Genomic DNA, 17,642 nt, shown 5'->3' on the forward strand with positions numbered 1-17,642 from the left:
GACAAACTGAATACCTTCGGCTAGGTAAAACGGTCGTTTGAGCTACGGTGACCTCGGGGCTGATTCGTGCCGATGATTACGGCCGCGATCATAAAAAGGGAATACGACAGGGTGGTGCGACTCGGTCCCGAATCAGGCCGAGGCTTCGAGGTCCTCGAGACTCTCCAGGGCCTGGATGACGTCGCGGCGGTAGTTCTCGACGGGCGAGTCGTACTGCTCGCGGGCCATCTGGGCATACTCGTTGGTTGGGACCGTCGAGCCGCTCTCGGGAGCTTCCTGCTCGGCTTCCCACGCCTGGAACGCCTCGACGCGGTCGATGGTCCGTTCGGCGGTTTCGACGACCCAGCGGTCGCGAGTCGCCTCGTCGACGACCGCGATGGACTCGGGTCGGACGGAGACGTTCACGGTACCGTCGTCGGTCTCGTAGGTGCGCGGCTTGCCGACGATGGCCACGTACGCCGGCGGTTCCGCGTCCCGAAGGGCTGCGGCGGCCTCGGGCTGGTACTGCCCGGCGTAGACGAAGAACGTTCCCGTGGGATCGACGACGCGCCCGCGCCAGTACTCGCTCTCGTCGCCCACGTCCTCGGTTTCGGTGAGCGTACCGACGAAGAACACGCGGTTGGCGCGGTCGCCGGTTGGCAGCAGGGCGTAGTTCGGGGCACGCTCGTCGTCGGACTCCTTGAACGCGTACGTCGAGTCGTTGAATTCGGAGGCGAAGACGCGCTTTGCGACCTCGCGGGTGAGTTGTGTCTGAGACATTTACATCGACCTCGCTTTGATCAGCAGTTCCTCGGCGTCGACCGACCCGTCGAGTTCCTCGACCTCGTCGGCCAGGACGTAGCGGCCGAAGGTCGGCCCCTCGATTCGGTAGTAGGTGCCGACGATCCGATCCCGGATCTCGTCGGCGACGACGGTCGTGTCGAGGGCGTCCATCGCCATGTCCTTGGCCTCCTCGAGGCTGATCCCCGTCAGCCCCTCGGTGGACTCGGCGTCGAAGATGACCTCGTGGGCGTCGAGGCCGTCGTCGACGACTCCCTTGATGCGGAGGTCGAAGTCACCCTCGACCTCGCCGTGATCTGGACAGCGCCCGTTCTGGAGGACGTAGGTGCAGTCCTCCTCGGGGCAGCGCTTGATGAGGCCGCTGCCGCTCTGCATGTCGACGAGGGCACCCTCGATTTCGCTGGTGTCGTCGCCGACCTCGAGGTCCTCCTCGAGTTCCTCGACGATGGTCGTCGAGTTGAGCTTGACCGAGTACCGGCCCTGGTACTCGTCGGTGACGACGTTACGAAGGTCGTAGACGCCGCCCTCCTCGAGGCTCGGAAGGTCGGATTTGGCCCACTTGGTGAACTTGATGGTGCCCGTCGGGTCGCCCAGGAGGCCGACCTGCGCGACGGAGTCGCTGCGGGGCTCCCAGAGTTCGATGACCTTGGCGGTGAGGTCGATCCACTCTTCGGGTTCGTCGACGTCCTCGACCTGGGCGCGCTCGCTGCCGCCGCTCGAGATGTCCTCGCGTTCGAGGCCGGCCTCGTCGAGGTAGTGCGTCGTCACGGATCGGCGAGCCTCGTCCATCGGGACTTTGTACTCGTCGACTAGCGTGGTGAGTCGCTTCTCGACGTCTTCGACCTCGAGGTCGATGTGGTCTGAAAACTGCGCGTGTATGTCTTCTGCGTGTTGGCGTACGTCGCTCATCGGATCACGCCTCCTCTTGTGTATCCATGGGAGGCATACCGGTGTTCGTGCCCGATCGTATTTAAACTGCCGCTACCGAAGTGAAAGTGGTCCTCGAGCGTGTTCGACGCGTCGCGTCAGTCGTCTTCGTCCTTGCTCCGGTCGAGAAAGAGACTCGAGCAGCTGCTCTGGCCAACAGTATATGTGTCCGGCCCACGAACGCTATCCACAATGGCAGATCGGCGTCGACTCGAGCGGTTTCTGCGCTCGAAACTCGAGCAGGCGGGGACCCAGTACGCAGAGGTTCGTCGGTCGGCGGACGGGCAGCTCGAGGAGGCACGGGAGGCCTACCGCGTGGCGCGAAACGCGCGGAGCCTGCCGACGGACGACGCGGGGCGGGCGAAGATCGTCTGCCGCCGACTTGCGGAGAAGCGAGCCGCGAAACTGGACGAGGAGTTCCGGCCGGCGTGTTACGAGGCGGACCACCCCGACTGCGAGGGGTGTGTCGAGGACGTCCACGAGGGGCGTATCGAGACGTGGTGACTGCTCGAATACCCACTTTTAGTCGCTCTCGAGCCGCCCATATACCCACTCGCCCAGCCGCGGGAACGCGAGGGCGGCGAGGGTGCTCGAGCCGATGGCCACGACGAGCGAGATAGGCGGAAACCCGACCCCTTCACCGAGGGCGGGGCTCCCGAACGCAATCGCGCTGAACACGAGGTTGTAATAGACGAACCGGAACACGACGAGCCACGGCGTGAGCGAGAGCCAGCCCCGAACGTCGGTTCCGAGTGGCCGGACCCAGCCGCCACGAATCCCGGCGGCGACCGCCGTCATCGTCAGCCAGGCGACGAGCATCGCGCTCGAGACGCCGTAGATGCGCGGGTCGGGCGAGAGGAAAGTCAGGGTGATCGCCGGCAGTCCCAGCACGGCGAGTTCCGCGAAGACGGTGGTCACGTCGTGGAGGTAGCGCCGAACCGGGGGCTTCTCGGCTCGAGCCAGCGTGCCGTGGCCGTACCAGGTGCGGCGCTCGCTCGAGTAGGCGGGACGGGTGGCCCGTCCGGGGGCTTGCTCTCGTCCCGGAGTCCGGTCGCGCCCGGGGGTCCGGTCTCGTCTCGACTCGCGCGTCATCCTCGATGGCTACCACGACGAGACACAAATGCTGGTGGGGACGTCCTCACGAATCGCGAGGGGTGGGGAAGCGTCGAACGCTCCTCGATCGTCGCCCCCGGTGTCGACCGTCGAACTCGAGCGCTCCTTGATCGATCACTAGCTCCGCAACAGCCCACCGTCGATTGGCACTTCGACGCCGGTAACGAAACTCGCGTGCGGACTCGAGAGGAAGGCTACTACCTCCCCAAGTTCCTCGGGGTCGCCAATCCGTCCCATCGGGATGTCGTTGGCCATCGCCTCGAGACCCGACTCGTAGTCCTCGTAGGTGCCGTTCTCGACGCGGGCTTCGATCAGTTCCTCGATGCGAGGCGTTTCGATGGTTCCCGGCAGAACCGCATTCGCCCGGATCTCGGGCGCGAACTCCCGCGAGACGGTCTTGACGAGGCCGATGACCGCCCGGCGGACCGCGTTCGAGAGCAAGAGGCCGTCGGCGACCTCCTGGACCGTCCGGGAGGTGACACAGACGATCGATCCCTCGTCGGACTCGAGCAGGTGCGGGTGGGCCTCCTCGATCGTCCAGACGACGCTCATCACCAGCAGGTCGTAGGCCTGGTACCACTCGCGCTCGCTCGTCTCCAGGAAGGTCGTGCTCGGTGGGCCGCCCGCGGAGGTGACCAGGTGGTCGATGCCGCCGAAGGCCTCCGCGGTGGTCGCGACCAGGTCCGATACCTGATCTGGGTCCGTGAGGTCGGTCTGCTTCGCGAGTACCTCGCCGTCTCCCTGCGCATCGACGTGCTCGCGAGCCGTCTCGAGTCGTTCCTCGTTGCGCCCGCAGATGGCGACGTTCGCACCCTGTCGGGCGAGCACCGTCGCACTCGCCAGGCCGAGGCCGCTCGAGGATGCCGTTACTAGTGCCGCGTTGCCGTCGACGTCGAGGTCCATGGGGCGACTACGCTCGCCGAGGACAAATCTCTCGGGGCCGTGGCAAGTCGGTTTGCAAGCCGGCAGTCGGGTACGGACTCGGATCGCTCGCGACCGGTCGTGATTCAATCTCGGAGAGTACCTCTACTTACGCTTCAGATGGTTCATAATCGGGTTCTCTGTCCGGAAGAGTAGGTCTGGTCTCTGCTCTGAGGGCCGATTATGAAGATAGTCTAGGGGAGATTATACGATGGCGATTTCATTCAAGAGTGTGATTCAATTCACAATCGACGAGTATGAGTCCTCTCGAGGCGATTCGTGGTCATTCACGTATGTTTTGATAATTGCCGACGCTGGTGGACGAACGAGCCTCGTTTCGTGATTAGGGCTTACAGAGTGAATCCCGGCCTCGAGGCGTCAAACGCGCACGACCGGTTCGAGATGCCCTCTATAGCCCGATTTCTCTCCAACGCTGTCTCAATCTCTTCAGCAAGTTCAGTAGCTTCTAAGACCTCAAAACCGATAGCAGGGAACCGATTATGAACTTTTGAACCGTGTGCTGGAAGACCACAAACTCGACTCGAGTGGGAACGTGAGGTCCCTGTAGCGAAGGCTCTAAATCGCCGAATCTAATTTCATGGAATGAATCTGAGGCGCTCTTCGTAACGTTTCTCTTCCTGGTCACCGCTAACCCGGAAAACGCAAGACGGAAACCGATTATGAACTTTTTGAGAACGTGGTTTCCCTCTTTTCGGGCCGCTCATATTCTTTCTCTTCCTCTTACTCACGCCTGCCGCTGCTTTTGGAAGCCATCTCGAGCGATAACCACCCAACTCCGGGACCTCTTCCTAGATTCGTCCATAGGCCACCTCTACACATATCTTCCGGACCTTTACCGTGGTTATGGGATGAACAGGCGCAAAACCTCGCCGTTCATAGTGGTTGAACAGGGTCGTCGCACGAGCATGGTCGTCGTGGGTCTCGAATCGCTCGACGGCGCGCTCGCTCAGTCGGACTGACGAACCCGAACCGATCCACCGCTCGTAACCCCAACGACGAGGTCCGTCGCTACCTGTCGACCCGTCACCGCGTCGCCCGCGGCGTCCGAAACCACCTTCATCAGGTCCGGCGCGGTGTACTCGACCTTGACGCCCGCCTCATCACAGGCTGCATAGACCGCCTCGGGGACGTCGTAGAGGTCCGTTCCCGCTTCGACTTGCACGCGAACCGGCGCTCGCAACGCCTCGGCGAACGCGATGGTCTCGCGCGCGCGCTCGAGGTTGTCGCGGGCGCTCCCCTCGACCGAGGAGACGTTGGCGCGAGAGGTCCCGAGTGCGTCGGCAATCGACGCCTGGGAGAAGCCACGCTCGCGGAGCGCCAGCACCTGGGCCTGGCGGTGGGTGAGGACGCTCGCCTCGGGGTCGAAGCCGACCTCCTCGAGGATTTCCTCGGCGTCCTCGATCACGGTCGATACCCCCTCGACTCGACGGCGGCCGTTGCGGCCGTGATCGCGTCCATACCCGACCTAGGTGAGGGGACCCCCAAAGCGTCTCCGGTCGCTGGGCGGTCTGTGGGGCCCCGTCGCTGGACTCGCCACCTTCGAACCCCGCCGCCGCACTCGCAACCTTCAACCGTCCTCTTCAGAAACTTGAGGTGAGAATGAACCGTCCGCTCGGCCTAGACCCATTTGCCACCCAGTCACGACGTGCACACGCGCTGACCGTCCTCGGCGGGATCGCGGTCTGTCTCCTCGCGTACTTCGGGGCTGTGGCCGCCGTCTACGGCGACCTCTCGGTGCTCACGCTCGAGTCGAATATCGGCGCACAACGGGTGGGCGGCGCGGTCGCGGGCGTCGCCGTCTGGACGTACTTCTCGCTCGCGTTCGTCCGCGGCTACGGTGGGCCGGTGTTGAACGTGCTCCCGTACCCGGTCGCGGTCGTCGTCCTCGCGCCGTTTCCGGCGCGGTGGCTCCTGTTCGGCCCCGACGTCTCCGGCCTCCGATCCAGGTTCGTCGGCTTCTTCGTATTCGAGCCGCTGATCACGACCGGGATCGCGGTTCTTCCGGGACTGGCCGCCTGCACCGTCGTCCTGACGGCCTGGGCATCGCTGATTGGAGACGAGGCTCGAGAGCGGTGGGAACGGCGCCACCTCACGCGCGAGTTCTACGATGCGTTCGTCGACGTCGAGGAGTGATGATGGTCCTACTCGAGGCGAGATCTCGAGGAGGAAGTACGTTCGCTCCAAACGAGTCGGGGAACGAGCCTCGCAGCAAAAGTTTCGAAAAACGCAGCTCGAGGAGACGAATAACTGGCCCGTTTGGCCGTTCAGGGCCGCGTCGTCGCCCACACCGCCGTCAGCGCCAGCATCGTCGCCGGCAGGAGTGGGAGGATCAACAGCGCGAACCAGTAGTCCATGTCCGGCGGCGTCAGCAGGATGAGGCCGGGGGCGACGATGAAGGCGAGGACGATCATTCCGACGAGCACCCAGCCACGACGGCCGAACTCACGGTCGCCCGCCTCGGGATGAATCGGTCGCTCGAGCCAGGCGTCGTCGTTCGAGTCGTCGTCGGCGTCCGCGCTCCCCTTCTGGTTGTCCGCGGTACGCCGACCCTCTCGGTCGAACGCGCTCGGATCGTGGACGTAGCCGCCATCGTCGCTCGAGGTCACGTGCGAGTGTTACAAGCGCGTCCGCATAGCCCTCACGGTTCTCGTTCGCACGTCAGGGCCGATCTTCGACTTTTCGTCTGTCCATTACGGCCTGTCTTCGGCTACTCGAGTTCGCTATCCGGCCGAACGACGACCTTCCCGAACCCTTCGCGGCCTTCAAGGAGGGCGTGGGCGCGGTCAGTCTCGCTCATCGGGAGCACCTCGCGGACGGCGGGCTCGAACGTGCCGTCCCAGACGAGTTCCATCACGTCGTCGACCTGGCCGGGGGTGGCCATCGTCGAGCCCAGGATCGTGAGCTGGTTCCAGAAGATGCGGGGGATGTCGGTCTCGGGGTTCGGCCCGGCGGTGCCGCCGCAGGTGACGAGGCGCCCGCCCTTCGCGAGGCTCCGGATGGAGTCGCGCCAGGTACCGGCGCCGATGTAGTCGACGACGACGTCGACGCCGCGCTTGCCGGTCTCTGTGCGCACCCAGTCGGCGAAGTTCTCCTCCTCGTAGTCGACGACGTGGTCGGCGCCGTGGGCCTCGGCGTATCGCAGTTTCTCCTCGCTGCTTCCGGTGGCGTACACCTCCGCGCCCGCGTGGGCGGCGATCTGGAGGGCGGCGTGGCCGACGCCGCCACTGGCACCCAGCACGAGCACGGACTCGCCGGCCGAGAGATCCGCGCGGTCGATCAGCATGCGCCAGGCGGTCTGGAAGACGAGGGTGGTCGACCCCGCGGTCACCCAGTCGACGCCCTCGGGAACGGGAATCAGGTTGTCCTGGGGGACGGCGGCGTACTCGGCGTGGACGCCGGGGACGTGCTCCCCGATGACGTGGTAGGAGACACAGAGCGGGTACTCCCCGCGTCGACAGAACTCACACTCGCCACAGGAGACGCCCGCGGAGAGGGCGACCCGGTCGCCTTCCTCGAACCGGGTGACGGCCTCGCCGGTGTCGACGACGACCCCCGCCGCGTCGCTGCCGGGGACGTGAGGCAGCTCGAGGTCGAGTCCGGGAAGCCCGCGACGGGTCCAGACGTCGAGGTGGTTGAGCGCGCCTGCCTTCACGTCGATGAGCACGTCCTCGGGGCCGACGTCGGGGTCGGGAACCTCGGCGTACTCGATCACGTCGGTGTCTCCGTGGCCGGTGAAGGTGACAGCCTGCATACGGTGGTCAACGCGGGAGTTCGTGAAAAGTCGTTCGTCACCCGCTGATGCTCATTCTCAGTGGCTGTCGCCGGGACGGTGTTTTCCCCGCCGCGAGACGAACAACGTCTCTCGAGGCAGCGACACCCGCTCGACGGGTACCAGCGGCGGGTCGCCGCCCAGCGTCGTGAACAGTAAGTCGGCATCAACCGCGCGAGCGACCTCGAGCACCGGCCGGTGTAGTTCCGGTGGGAGGTTCAGCGCGTAGATGGCGTCGGCGTCAGCATAGGTCTCGAGGTCGGGATCGGTGACGTCGTCGATCACGAACCGTACTCCCTCGGGAGTCTCGCGCAGGTGAACGTCCGTCGCGACGACCGCACACCCGGTCTCGAGGAGCGCCTCGGCGATCGCCGTGCGCCGTCCGATTCCGACCTCGAGCAGTCGCTCGTAAGTCTCGAGTTCTCCCACGAGCGCGTCCCGGTTCTGGGGCCGGTCTCTGTCTCGGTCCCGGTGAAAGCGTACCACGGCGGGACGTTTATGCTGGGGGGCGCCATAGACGTTGCCATGCTCGTCGACATCGTGCCGGTCGGGTCCGTTCCCGCGAACGTCAAGCGGGAGGCCTCCGCGGCGCTCCGGTCGGTCTACGACTGCGACGTCACGGTCAACGATGCCCAGTCGATCCCGAACGGCGCGTACGACTCCGGGCGCAACCAGTACAGCGCCGAGACGTTCATCCAGCTGGCCGAGCGCGTCGGCCGGGGCGAGAAGAACATCGCCGTCACCCCCCACGACCTCTTCTACCGCCGGCGCAACTACGTCTTCGGCCTCGCCTACCTCGACGGAAGCGGCAGCGTCGTCTCGACCTATCGCCTGCAGACCTCGAGCGACGGCGGCTTCTCGAACAAGAGCGCGAGCGACATCTTCCAGGACCGTATCCGCAAGGAGATTGTCCACGAAATCGGCCACACCTACGGGCTCGAACACTGTGACAACCAGCGCTGCGTGATGAACTTCTCGCCCACGGTCCGGGAGGTCGACATCAAGGAAGAACACCTCTGTGGGAGCTGTCAGCGGTTGATCGGTTGATTCGGCCTCGCTCGCGAGTGCGTCCTCGGCATCCTCGGTGAGTTCACGGCGTAATCCGCGAATCTGCGCACCCGCAGGGCAATAGCCGGGAACAGGCTTATCTTCCTCTCGAACGTACACTCACTCATGGTGAGAGATAGACTCGTCCGTGCCATGAGCCGCGCACGCTACGCCGCGATGGGCGCCGCCGTCGGCGCCTTCCTGGGTGGACTACTGGGCAAACAGACCGCGAGCACCGGGGCCGCCCTCGGCGCGCTGGTCGGCGCGACCTTCGGCGAACATCGTCCGACCGTCCAGTCGCGCTTCGACGAACTGAAATCCGGCAGTGGGTCCAACGTTCGCGGACTGCGGTCTCGAGGTACCGACGTCGAGGAGTAACGAGACAGACGAGAGACGGCCGCACGGCCGAACACGAGAACCAGACGTTTTTTGGACAGCCTCGCTCTCCAGTTTCTCTATTCTCGAGTCAACGCAATAGCGACTGCTGAAAGATCTTCAGTCAACGCGAGAGCACCTGCTGAGAGTCTCGACCTCGAGCGTAAAATTCGAATCACGAAGAAATCAGACGGCGTCGATCAGGGCGCGTAGTAGTACTCGCCCTCGCGCTTCTGTTGCCTGTCGAGCTGGGAGTCCGGCTTGTTGATCCGCGGGCGCGAAGTCCGCTCGTCCCGGCGGAACGTCACCTCGAGGTTCGCCAGGAACTCGTTCATGCCGCCGCGCATCGACTGGGGGGTCCCCGCGCGACCGTGGACGGCCGGCTCGCCGTCGAAGACCATCAGGCGGTCGGCCAGCAGGTCGATCATGTAGATGTCGTGGTCGATGACCAGGACGGTAGCGTCTTGCTGTTCGGCGTAGCGCCGAATAGCTCGCGTGGCCTGGACTCGCTGTTCGACGTCGAGGTGAGCCGAGGGCTCGTCGAGTAGATAGAGGTCAGCCGAGTCGGAGAGGCAGGCCGCGATAGCAACCCGCTGGCGCTCCCCGCCCGAGAGGTCCGAGAGGCTCTGTTCCATGATCCGCTCGAGTTGGAGCGGCCCCGCGATTTCGGTGTTCCAATACGAGGAGCCGAACTGGTCGGTGATCGAAGCGAGAAACGCGTCGACGCGCATCGGCTGGTCGATGGTGACGTACTGGGGCTTGTAGGATATCTCGAGGTCCAACTCGGCCTCACCTTCGTCGGGTTCGAGCGCGCCGGTCAACAACTTCGCGAAGGTCGACTTCCCGATGCCGTTCGGCCCGACGACGCCGAGCACCTCATTCTTCCGAATTTCGCCGCCCTCGACCTTGAGCGAGAACTCACCGTCGCCGTAGGACTTGACGAGATCGGGGTACTCGACGAGGGTGTCCCCGCGGGTGGCGCTCCGGGGGGCGTGTTCCTCGAACTCGATCGGATTCGGCCGGATCCGCATGTTCTCGTTCTCGAGGTAGCCCGCGAGGTACTCGTTGATGCCGTTACGGACCGACTTGGGTGTCGTGATGACACCGTAGGCGCCGGGCTCACCGTAGGCGACGTGGAGGGTGTCGGCGAGCAAGTCGAGGACGGCGAGGTCGTGTTCGACCACGAGCATCGATTTCCCTTCGTCCTCCGCGAGTTCCCGGATCAGGCGGGCCGCGGTGACTCGCTGCCCAATGTCGAGGTAGGGCGTGATCTCGTCGAGGAAGTAGAAGTCCGTGTCGCGAGCGAGCGTCGCCGCGAGCGCTACGCGCTGGAGTTCCCCGCCGGAGAGATCGTCGATCGATTGGTCCATCACCGGACCGATCGACAGCCGTTCGACGAGGTACTCGAGGGCGTCGCGCTCGTTCGTCCGCTCGAGCAGTTCGCGGGTGTTGCCGTCGAACTGTTTCGGGATCTGGTCGACGTACTGGGGTTTGCGCGCGACCGAGAGATCCCCGTCGCGGACGGCCTCGAGGTAGTCCTGGATCTCGGTACCGCGGTAGGCCTCGAGCACATCGTCCCAGCCCGGTGGATTCTCGAAGCGCCCGAGGTTGGGCTCGAGTTCGCCGGCCAGGATGCGGACGGCGGTGGTCTTCCCGATGCCGTTGGGTCCGAGGATGCCGGTCACCCGGCCTTCCTGTGGAGCGGGGAGGCCGTACAGCGAGAAGGCGTTCTCGCCGTAGCGGTGGGCGGGGTCGTCCTGGAGTTCCTGTGGCAGGTTGATAATCTCGATAGCGTCGAATGGGCACTTCTCGACGCAGATGCCGCAGGTTTCGCCCAGACAGATCTCTTCGGAGATGCGGATCTGCTCGGGTTGGCCCTCGTCGGCCTCTTCGCCCCGGAGCGTGATGCACTCCTTGCCGGTGCGGTTTGGTGGGCAGTAGTTCTTGCACTCGTAGTTACACCGGTCGGGCTGGCACCGATCGAGGTCGACGACGGCGATGCTGTCTTTGGCCATGTTAGAAGCTCGCGCCGGTGCTCAGCATGATTCCCCAGGTGATGAACCAGAACGAAAAGGTCATCAGCCCGATGAACAGGACGTGTTTGGGTCCGAACTCCTCAGTGTCGTAGAGGCCGGTCGCGGGCAGGGCGATGACCTGCAGGGCGATGAGCCCGAAGACGAGGAGGTAGGTGAGCGGTTCGGTCGCCGCGGCGTCGACGGCTTCCCCGGCGGTGAGTATCGAGGAGCCGATGGCGGCGCCAACCCCGGCGAGACAGGCGACGGCTGTCACGCCGATCGAGCGAATGTGCTCGCGTCGATCGCTCATCGTTGCGGTTGACATACTACTGAGTCTGTTTTGGGCGTTAAAAAGCCGTTCGCATTGTCCGGAAAGCCCTAGCATGGGCGAGCGCAACCGTACACCCGATTTAATTCTATTCCGACAGTGACGGTCAGTCCAGATTACGGCTCGCAGTTCGTCGATTCACTGTCACAGGAGATAGTGACGGTTACGCTATCGGACTCGCCGTTCTTGCCGTAAAACGTCATATCAATCTCTGCGTCGTCCATCGAAACCTCCTCGCCGCTCTCGTTGACGAACGCGTCGATCGTCACGGTGGCAAGATTCCCAGTCTCGAGGGTAACTCGTTTCCCGTTTCCGTTGTCAAACTCGACGATCTGATCTCTAATCTCCCAGGGACTAGCTGATGCCGTTTCGGTATTGCCGGCTCCGCCGTTGACGATTACTTCTCCAGCTTGATTCCCTTGCGAAATCTCGGTCGCCGCCGTCGATGTCCTCGTAACCGAGACTTCTGTGATGTCGATTTTACCGCCGGTGTTATTGACCGTAAACTCGACGACGCCTCCCTGAACGGAATCGACGCTGGTGACCTCCAGCCCCGGCGGATCGTTGTTTCCGTTACCGCCGCCGCGACAGTTCACGTCGATTTCCGCGCCTGTGGTTCGCTCGAGGTCGACGGTCACGCTGCTCGAAGCCGTCAGATCGACGGTGAGCGTTCCCTGATCCTTGAGATTTGACGTTCCACACGTCACGACGACGGCGTAGTCACCGTTGGTGCCGTCGGTCTCGACCTGGGCATCAAGGTTCGTCTCCTGGCCGTTGAACCTAACCTCATTAATAGTCACGTCGTTAACGTCGAACAGTCCAGCGTTATCATCGATGTGGAAGACTTCGCCCCGCTGATTATTCGAGGGGACAACGTCTGCGCTCCCCGCAGCCGAGTTATCGATGACACCAAGTAACCCGTTCGGGTCTGAGGCTGTGTTCACGGAGACGCCGCGATCAGCGCTAATCGTCGTGAATCCGAAGACCGGTCCAGCCAGTAATACTGCGCCTATGACCACGAGGACGACCGCGAGTTTTCCGATCCCATCCATGGTTATTGCGGGCGTTCCCCCTCACCCAAGCGGTTCCGTCGGTTCTCCAAGACGTGCACCACCGCCGACACGGCGAACAGACCGACGACGGCGGTCGCCCAACCTAGCGTTGGCACCGTCTCTGTGGGGACGACCTCGAACCAGAGTCCGGCCATCACCGCGGCGGCGACTGCCGAGAGGCCGAGGTAGTAGACGCCCCAGGGGATCGAATCACCGGGGACGATGTCCAGGTACACCTCGAGCTGTTCGGCTTCCTCAGTGAGTTCGATCGCTCGAGCGTCGAACTCGACCATTCCCGCGCGCTCGAGCGCCGGCAGGTGCGTCTGTTGCAGCGACGTGTACACTCGCTTACGTTCGGCGGAGGTGAGTCCCTGTACCTCTTTCTCGAGTTCCCAGGCGGCGACCTGTTCGGCCAGCGCACCGAGTTCGACGGGTTCGTCGGTCTGCTTGAGGTGGTGGATGGCGTACCGTCGACGGTGATTGCTCAGGAGGTCGAAAATCTCGCCTCGAGTGGGGCCGGCTATGTTTCCGTCGCTCTCGGCCGTCCCAGCTTCGTTCTCGCCTACCTGTTCGGTAATCGTCGACATTGGCCCCCCGAAATCTATCTAGAATTACTGAACTAAGGCTACATAACGTTTGTTGCCGTCGCGGGTAGATCTAACACAAGTGTGTCTTTGCCTCACATACCGATCCCTCAGACTGCTGATTTCGGCTGATCAAGCCCGTCTTGAAGCTTCGATTGGTCGGCCAGAGCCCCTTCTGGCGACCTAATACAAAGGGGGTGGCCTCGAGTGAGAGAGGTATGATCACGTCGGTACCCGGCGCCTACGGTGCCGGCGGGGATCGAACGGAGACCATACAATGAGACTCAACAGACGCAACGTGCTTGTCGGACTGGGAGCGATCGTAGCTGGCGGCGGCGGTGCACTCGCAACGGGTGCGTTTAGCCAAGTAGAAGCAACGCGTGACGTTACAGTAAATACGACTGGAGATGCTTCGGCGTTGCTGTCGTTAGATCTTGACACATCATACAACGGGATTAGCGATGGTGATGGCGATGCAATCGTTATTCAGTTCGACGATATAAACGATGAAGCAGTAACTAAATTCAATAATGCATTCACTGTTACTAATAATGGCAGCGAGGACGTCAATTTTAGCATCTCAGCTGACGATGTCCCCAATGCGTTGACTTTTGAGGATAGCGAGGGCAATGATATTGCCGGGACTGATCAATTACTCACCAAAAATGGCGGTAATATCGTCCTTTCGATTGAAGTCGATCTTGATAATAACGATATCCCCACCGCCGAAGAAACGATAACGTTCAACGCGACATCTACGGCAACCTAATCGCCTAGATCATATCCGCTACCGGGCATATGTATTCTCCTCAATTTTTCACGTGTGTTCCCTGTAGAAATCTGCAACGATTTGGGTCCTGCCAAGATTCGACAGAAATTAAAAACATTATCTAATGAACGTCAATCTTTCCGTGATCTGTGCGGTACTCGCCCTTGCGTTAGCCGTGCCCACTGCTGCCGTCTCCCTCGAGCCAGCCGACACAACCTCTTCCATCGAACTCGATGCCTCGAGCCCCTACGCCACCATCGAAAATGGCCAGATCGAGCTCGACTTCGAGCGACTCAACGCCGACGCGGTGACGACGGTCGATGAGGCGTTCACCGTACGTGCCATCGACGAGGACGTCGACCGCATCTGGCTCTCGGGCACCGACGGCGTCACCTTCTACCGGAACGGCGATCCTAGAGACGAGGTAACCGCGAGATCGCCGCTCGAGCCCGCCACCGGCCACTCGATTACGGTTGGCGTCTCTATCGACACCCACGAGGCGGGGGAGGGAACGGAGTCGTTCACGATCCACGTGCGGTACGACGATAACGAGGACGACGAAACCGACCCCGACCCGCCGACGCTCGAGCGCGTCACCGTCTCGGACACCGAGGTGACCGTCGGCGAGACGATCACGGTCACGGGTATCTACCGGGGGGGATCGCAGTCGATGGCGACGATGGTCGGGTTGACCGTCGACGACATCGTTGTCAGCCAGAAACGGGTCTTCGTCTTCGGCGGCGAGAACCGGTCCGTCTCCTTCGAGCGGACGATGGACGCCCCCGGCACGTACGAGGTCGGCATCGACGGCCGGACGCACACGGTGACGGTCACCGAACCTGCATCCGGCGAACCGGCGCCGAATATGACGGTGACGGGGGTCGATCTCGATCGACCCGAAACGACGCCTGGAGAGCCAATTTCGGTCACGGCGACCGTCGAGAACGCGGGCAACGCGACGGGTGAGCGCACACTCGAGTTCGCCGTCGGCGGATTCGTCGTCGAGACGGAGCGGGTCGAACTCGCACCCGGCGAGACGCGACAGGTCGAGTTCGAACGATCGTTCGCGGACCCCGGACGCTACGCGCTGGCGCTCGAGGGCGAGGAGGTGGGTACCGTCACGGTCGTCGGATTGCCGGCGATTGCGGCGGTCACGGCCGCGCTCCCCTCGCGTTCGACGGCGGCGCTCGCGCTCCCGGTCACGCTGGGCGTCGGGTTCGTCGTCCGGCGGCGGCGAGCGTGAGACGAGCAGTTAAGACGATTCGAATGCGAGACAGGGAAAACACGACCGTGTTAGGAGCGAACTCGAGGGAGCGACGACGATGAACGAGACGTCGATAGCCAAACAGGCGGCGATGGGGCTGGTGGGGCTCGTCGTGGTACTGCTGGTGCTCGGCCAGGTGCTAGGCCAGCCGATACTGCTCGGTTACGTCGCGACGGGGAGCATGGAGCCGTCGCTCTCCGCCGGCGACGGATTCGTCGCGGTCCCCAGCGCGGTAACCGGCGCGCCCGAACCCGGCGACGTCGTCGTCTTCGAGGCCGAGACGTTACACGGAGGTGGGCTCACGACCCATCGAATCGTCGCCGAGACCGACGAAGGGTACGTGACGCGGGGCGACGCCAACCCGTTCACCGACCAGGACGGGGGCGAGCCACCGGTCACCGAGGGGAAGATCGTCGCCGAGGCCTGGCAGGTCGGGGGGTCGGTCGTCCGGGTTCCGCACCTGGGAACTGTCATCATGAGCGTCCAGGGGCTCGTCGGGGCCGTCTTCGGTCTCCTGGCTGCGCCGCTCGGAATCACGGCGGCCTTCGACGCCGAGGGGACCGGTGCCTTGCTGGTGGCCCTCGGGGTCGGCCTGCTCGGGGTCGGCTTGTTGCTCGAGCGCGTCGGCGTTGCCGACCGGCGAACGGCGCGACGAACCAGTCGTCAGAACGTGATCGGCCTCTGGTCGGCGCTGTCGGCCGTCGTCGTCGTGCTCGCCCTCTTCGCGACCGCGGCGATGGTGATCCCGGCCGGCGGAACCGCGTACGAACTCGTGAGTACCGACTCGCCGACCGACGACCCGCAGATCGTCGCCCCGGGGGAGACGACGACGCTCACGCGAACGATCGACAACAGTGGCTACGTCCCAGTCGTCGTCATGCTCGACGCGCCACACCCCGCCGTCGATGCCGAGCCGCGGGCGACGACGGTCGGCAGTCGCGACACCGCCGAGGTCGCGCTGTCGATGACGGCACCGGAGACGACGGGGAGCTACACTCGCGATGTCGTCGAGAGTCGATACCTCCTCGTCTTGCCACCGACGCTGCTCGTCTGGCTCCACGACGTCCACCCGTTCGTGGCCGTCGGCGCGGTCAACGTCGCGATCGTCGCCGTCGCCGTCGGTCTCGTGTTTGCCCTCTTCGGCACCGGCGATCTCCGGATTCGGACGCCCGGCTCGCACGTCCCGCTCTCGAGGCGACTCGAGCGCCTGCTCGAGAAGTGGTTGTGATCGCCCATCGTCCACCCAGATCGGTGGACCGACGGCCACTACTGTTATAGTCGATGAACGACGACCTATCGTATCGCGTGACTTTCCGCACTGTGCTAGATGGGGGATTGGCCGACGGCGAGTCACAGCAAGCGGCGGGGACCGACGGGATCGATGGGAGGGAGGAGACGCCGTGACGAACACGCCACGACTCGACCTGCTGATCGCCAGATCCGGCCGGCCGATCCTGATCGCCCTGCTCGTGATCGGCACGATCGCCCTGCTCGCGACCGGCTGGGTCGTCGCGAATCCGTCGACGACCACGACCACCCAGGAAGTCGATCGCCAGACGGTCTCGACGCAGGTCGACACGGAAGCCGTGGTCGTCCAAGACGGTCTCTGGGAAGCGGGCACGGTGCTCGAGGACAACCCCGCGTACGTGATCAACGCCTCACCGGAACTCGAGGTCGTCGCCGAGACGGCGGTCCCGAGCGACGAGACGAGCCTCGAGCACGAGATCGTCCTCAGGTACGCGGCTTCGCGCAACGACGAGGTGTTCTGGGAGTCAGAACGGGTGCTGGCGGCCGAGGAACCGACGATCACGGACGGACAGGGCGTCACCAGAGCGTCGGTCGACGTCCGGGAGGTCCAGGACAGACGTGAGGAACTCAGGACCCGCCTCGACGGGGTCGGCACGGTCGACCTCTCGTTGATCGTTCGCACGAGCTACGATACGGGGACGCACGTCGGCGAGCACGCCCCGTCCACCCCGTTCGTCGTCACCGAGCGGAGCTACTACCTCGAGGACCACCCCGAAGAATCGGATCCGAACCCGGTCACCCAGACCGTCGAGACGACGGATCCACCCAGTTCCGCGCTGATCGGCGCCCTCCTGATCCTCACGGTGGGGTCGTTCGGCGGGGCCGCGTTCGTTAACTCCCGGTCCGACGTCGATATCGACCGAGCACGGCAGGCGATTCACGAGAACCGCTACGCGGAGTGGATCTCGCGGGGCTCGCTCCCGATGTGGATCGGCGACGAACACGTCTCGCTCGACACGCTCGAGGACGTCGTCGACGTCGCCATCGACACAAACGAGCGCGTGATCCACGACCGGAGCCGCGGCCTGTTCGCGGTCGTCAGTGACGGCGTCGTCTACTACTACAGCGACCGCGGGCTCTGGGAGGAGACGGCGTGGCCGGACTTAGACCTCGAGGAGCGGGCGGCCCCTGCAGACCTGGTCCCACCCGGTGACGGCGACGGATCAACGGCCGGACCGACCGAAAGCGATACGGAGCCGCCGTTCGAGAACTTGCCGGACCCCGAGGACGACGACGCCTGGAACAACCTGTGATCTGTCACGTACACCGGTGATCGGTCGCGTATACCTGTAATCTGTCGCGTACTCTCATGTGTGATCGTTTATGTCCCCACCCGAGTCTGTCACGCCGACTGACTGACCGGTCAAAT

General features: G+C 63.8%; 20 protein-coding genes. 8 read left to right on the forward strand and 12 right to left on the reverse strand.

What is annotated here, in order from left to right:
• Positions 1-132: 132 nt before the first annotated feature.
• Positions 133-759: an RPA family protein gene (locus NGM29_RS03695; protein WP_254159047.1), complete on the reverse strand. Its 627-nt coding sequence runs from the start codon at positions 757-759 to the stop codon at positions 133-135.
• On the reverse strand, positions 760-1,689 hold the full coding sequence (locus NGM29_RS03700; protein WP_254159048.1) for a replication factor A: 930 nt from the start codon (positions 1,687-1,689) through the stop codon (positions 760-762).
• A 210-nt stretch (positions 1,690-1,899) separates the two neighbouring features.
• On the opposite strand from NGM29_RS03700, the gene NGM29_RS03705 reads away from it, so the two are divergent.
• Positions 1,900-2,211: a DUF7091 family protein gene (locus NGM29_RS03705; protein WP_254159049.1), complete on the forward strand. Its 312-nt coding sequence runs from the start codon at positions 1,900-1,902 to the stop codon at positions 2,209-2,211.
• Positions 2,212-2,229: 18 nt separating this feature from the next.
• Here the strand turns inward: NGM29_RS03705 and NGM29_RS03710 are convergent, their stop codons facing one another.
• The 3 genes from NGM29_RS03710 to NGM29_RS03720 form a co-directional block, all read right to left on the reverse strand.
• A complete protein-coding gene (locus NGM29_RS03710; protein WP_254159050.1) occupies positions 2,230-2,799 on the reverse strand; it encodes a DUF8215 family protein in 570 nt (189 codons plus the stop codon).
• Positions 2,800-2,937: 138 nt separating this feature from the next.
• Positions 2,938-3,723: an SDR family oxidoreductase gene (locus tag NGM29_RS03715; RefSeq protein ID WP_254159051.1), complete on the reverse strand. Its 786-nt coding sequence runs from the start codon at positions 3,721-3,723 to the stop codon at positions 2,938-2,940.
• 985 nt (positions 3,724-4,708) lie between these two features.
• Positions 4,709-5,167 (reverse strand): Tfx family DNA-binding protein, encoded by a 459-nt coding sequence (locus tag NGM29_RS03720; RefSeq protein ID WP_254159052.1) that lies wholly within the window; start codon positions 5,165-5,167, stop codon positions 4,709-4,711.
• Between the two features lie 194 nt (positions 5,168-5,361).
• On the opposite strand from NGM29_RS03720, the gene NGM29_RS03725 reads away from it, so the two are divergent.
• On the forward strand, positions 5,362-5,895 hold the full coding sequence (locus NGM29_RS03725) for a hypothetical protein (RefSeq protein WP_254159053.1): 534 nt from the start codon (positions 5,362-5,364) through the stop codon (positions 5,893-5,895).
• Positions 5,896-6,026: 131 nt separating this feature from the next.
• Here the strand turns inward: NGM29_RS03725 and NGM29_RS03730 are convergent, their stop codons facing one another.
• The 3 genes from NGM29_RS03730 to NGM29_RS03740 form a co-directional block, all read right to left on the reverse strand.
• Positions 6,027-6,368: a DUF7977 family protein gene (locus tag NGM29_RS03730; RefSeq protein ID WP_254159054.1), complete on the reverse strand. Its 342-nt coding sequence runs from the start codon at positions 6,366-6,368 to the stop codon at positions 6,027-6,029.
• A 101-nt stretch (positions 6,369-6,469) separates the two neighbouring features.
• Entirely contained in the window at positions 6,470-7,513 is a 1,044-nt protein-coding gene (locus NGM29_RS03735) for a zinc-binding dehydrogenase (RefSeq protein WP_254159055.1), read from the reverse strand.
• A gap of 57 nt (positions 7,514-7,570) precedes the next feature.
• A complete protein-coding gene (locus tag NGM29_RS03740) occupies positions 7,571-8,017 on the reverse strand; it encodes a UPF0146 family protein (RefSeq protein ID WP_425499217.1) in 447 nt (148 codons plus the stop codon).
• A 39-nt stretch (positions 8,018-8,056) separates the two neighbouring features.
• Here NGM29_RS03740 and NGM29_RS03745 point away from each other — a divergent pair, with 39 nt between their 5' ends.
• Positions 8,057-8,578 (forward strand): archaemetzincin family Zn-dependent metalloprotease, encoded by a 522-nt coding sequence (locus NGM29_RS03745; RefSeq protein WP_254159056.1) that lies wholly within the window; start codon positions 8,057-8,059, stop codon positions 8,576-8,578.
• 153 nt (positions 8,579-8,731) lie between these two features.
• Positions 8,732-8,956, forward strand: coding sequence for a YMGG-like glycine zipper-containing protein (locus NGM29_RS03750; RefSeq protein ID WP_425499218.1), 225 nt, complete (start codon positions 8,732-8,734; stop codon positions 8,954-8,956).
• 197 nt (positions 8,957-9,153) lie between these two features.
• Here the strand turns inward: NGM29_RS03750 and NGM29_RS03755 are convergent, their stop codons facing one another.
• The 4 genes from NGM29_RS03755 to NGM29_RS03770 form a co-directional block, all read right to left on the reverse strand.
• Entirely contained in the window at positions 9,154-10,968 is a 1,815-nt protein-coding gene (locus tag NGM29_RS03755; RefSeq protein WP_254159058.1) for a ribosome biogenesis/translation initiation ATPase RLI, read from the reverse strand.
• A 1-nt stretch (position 10,969) separates the two neighbouring features.
• Positions 10,970-11,293: an EMC6-like membrane protein gene (locus tag NGM29_RS03760; RefSeq protein ID WP_254159059.1), complete on the reverse strand. Its 324-nt coding sequence runs from the start codon at positions 11,291-11,293 to the stop codon at positions 10,970-10,972.
• A 119-nt stretch (positions 11,294-11,412) separates the two neighbouring features.
• Positions 11,413-12,348 (reverse strand): efflux RND transporter permease subunit, encoded by a 936-nt coding sequence (locus NGM29_RS03765; RefSeq protein WP_254159060.1) that lies wholly within the window; start codon positions 12,346-12,348, stop codon positions 11,413-11,415.
• Between the two features lie 2 nt (positions 12,349-12,350).
• Positions 12,351-12,935 (reverse strand): DUF7344 domain-containing protein, encoded by a 585-nt coding sequence (locus NGM29_RS03770; RefSeq protein WP_254159061.1) that lies wholly within the window; start codon positions 12,933-12,935, stop codon positions 12,351-12,353.
• Positions 12,936-13,209: 274 nt separating this feature from the next.
• Between NGM29_RS03770 and NGM29_RS03775 the strand changes: the two genes are divergently transcribed.
• From NGM29_RS03775 to NGM29_RS03790, 4 genes are all read left to right on the forward strand, one after another.
• Positions 13,210-13,701 (forward strand): hypothetical protein, encoded by a 492-nt coding sequence (locus NGM29_RS03775; RefSeq protein WP_254159062.1) that lies wholly within the window; start codon positions 13,210-13,212, stop codon positions 13,699-13,701.
• A gap of 124 nt (positions 13,702-13,825) precedes the next feature.
• Positions 13,826-14,944, forward strand: coding sequence for a CARDB domain-containing protein (locus NGM29_RS03780; RefSeq protein WP_254159063.1), 1,119 nt, complete (start codon positions 13,826-13,828; stop codon positions 14,942-14,944).
• A 79-nt stretch (positions 14,945-15,023) separates the two neighbouring features.
• Positions 15,024-16,193, forward strand: a complete 1,170-nt coding sequence (locus NGM29_RS03785) for a S26 family signal peptidase (RefSeq protein WP_254159064.1) — start codon at positions 15,024-15,026, stop codon at positions 16,191-16,193.
• 172 nt (positions 16,194-16,365) lie between these two features.
• Positions 16,366-17,526, forward strand: a complete 1,161-nt coding sequence (locus tag NGM29_RS03790; protein ID WP_254159065.1) for a DUF5305 domain-containing protein — start codon at positions 16,366-16,368, stop codon at positions 17,524-17,526.
• Positions 17,527-17,642: the final 116 nt, after the last annotated feature.

Source organism: Natronosalvus rutilus (genome assembly GCF_024204665.1).
Lineage (GTDB): Archaea > Halobacteriota > Halobacteria > Halobacteriales > Natrialbaceae > Natronosalvus > Natronosalvus rutilus.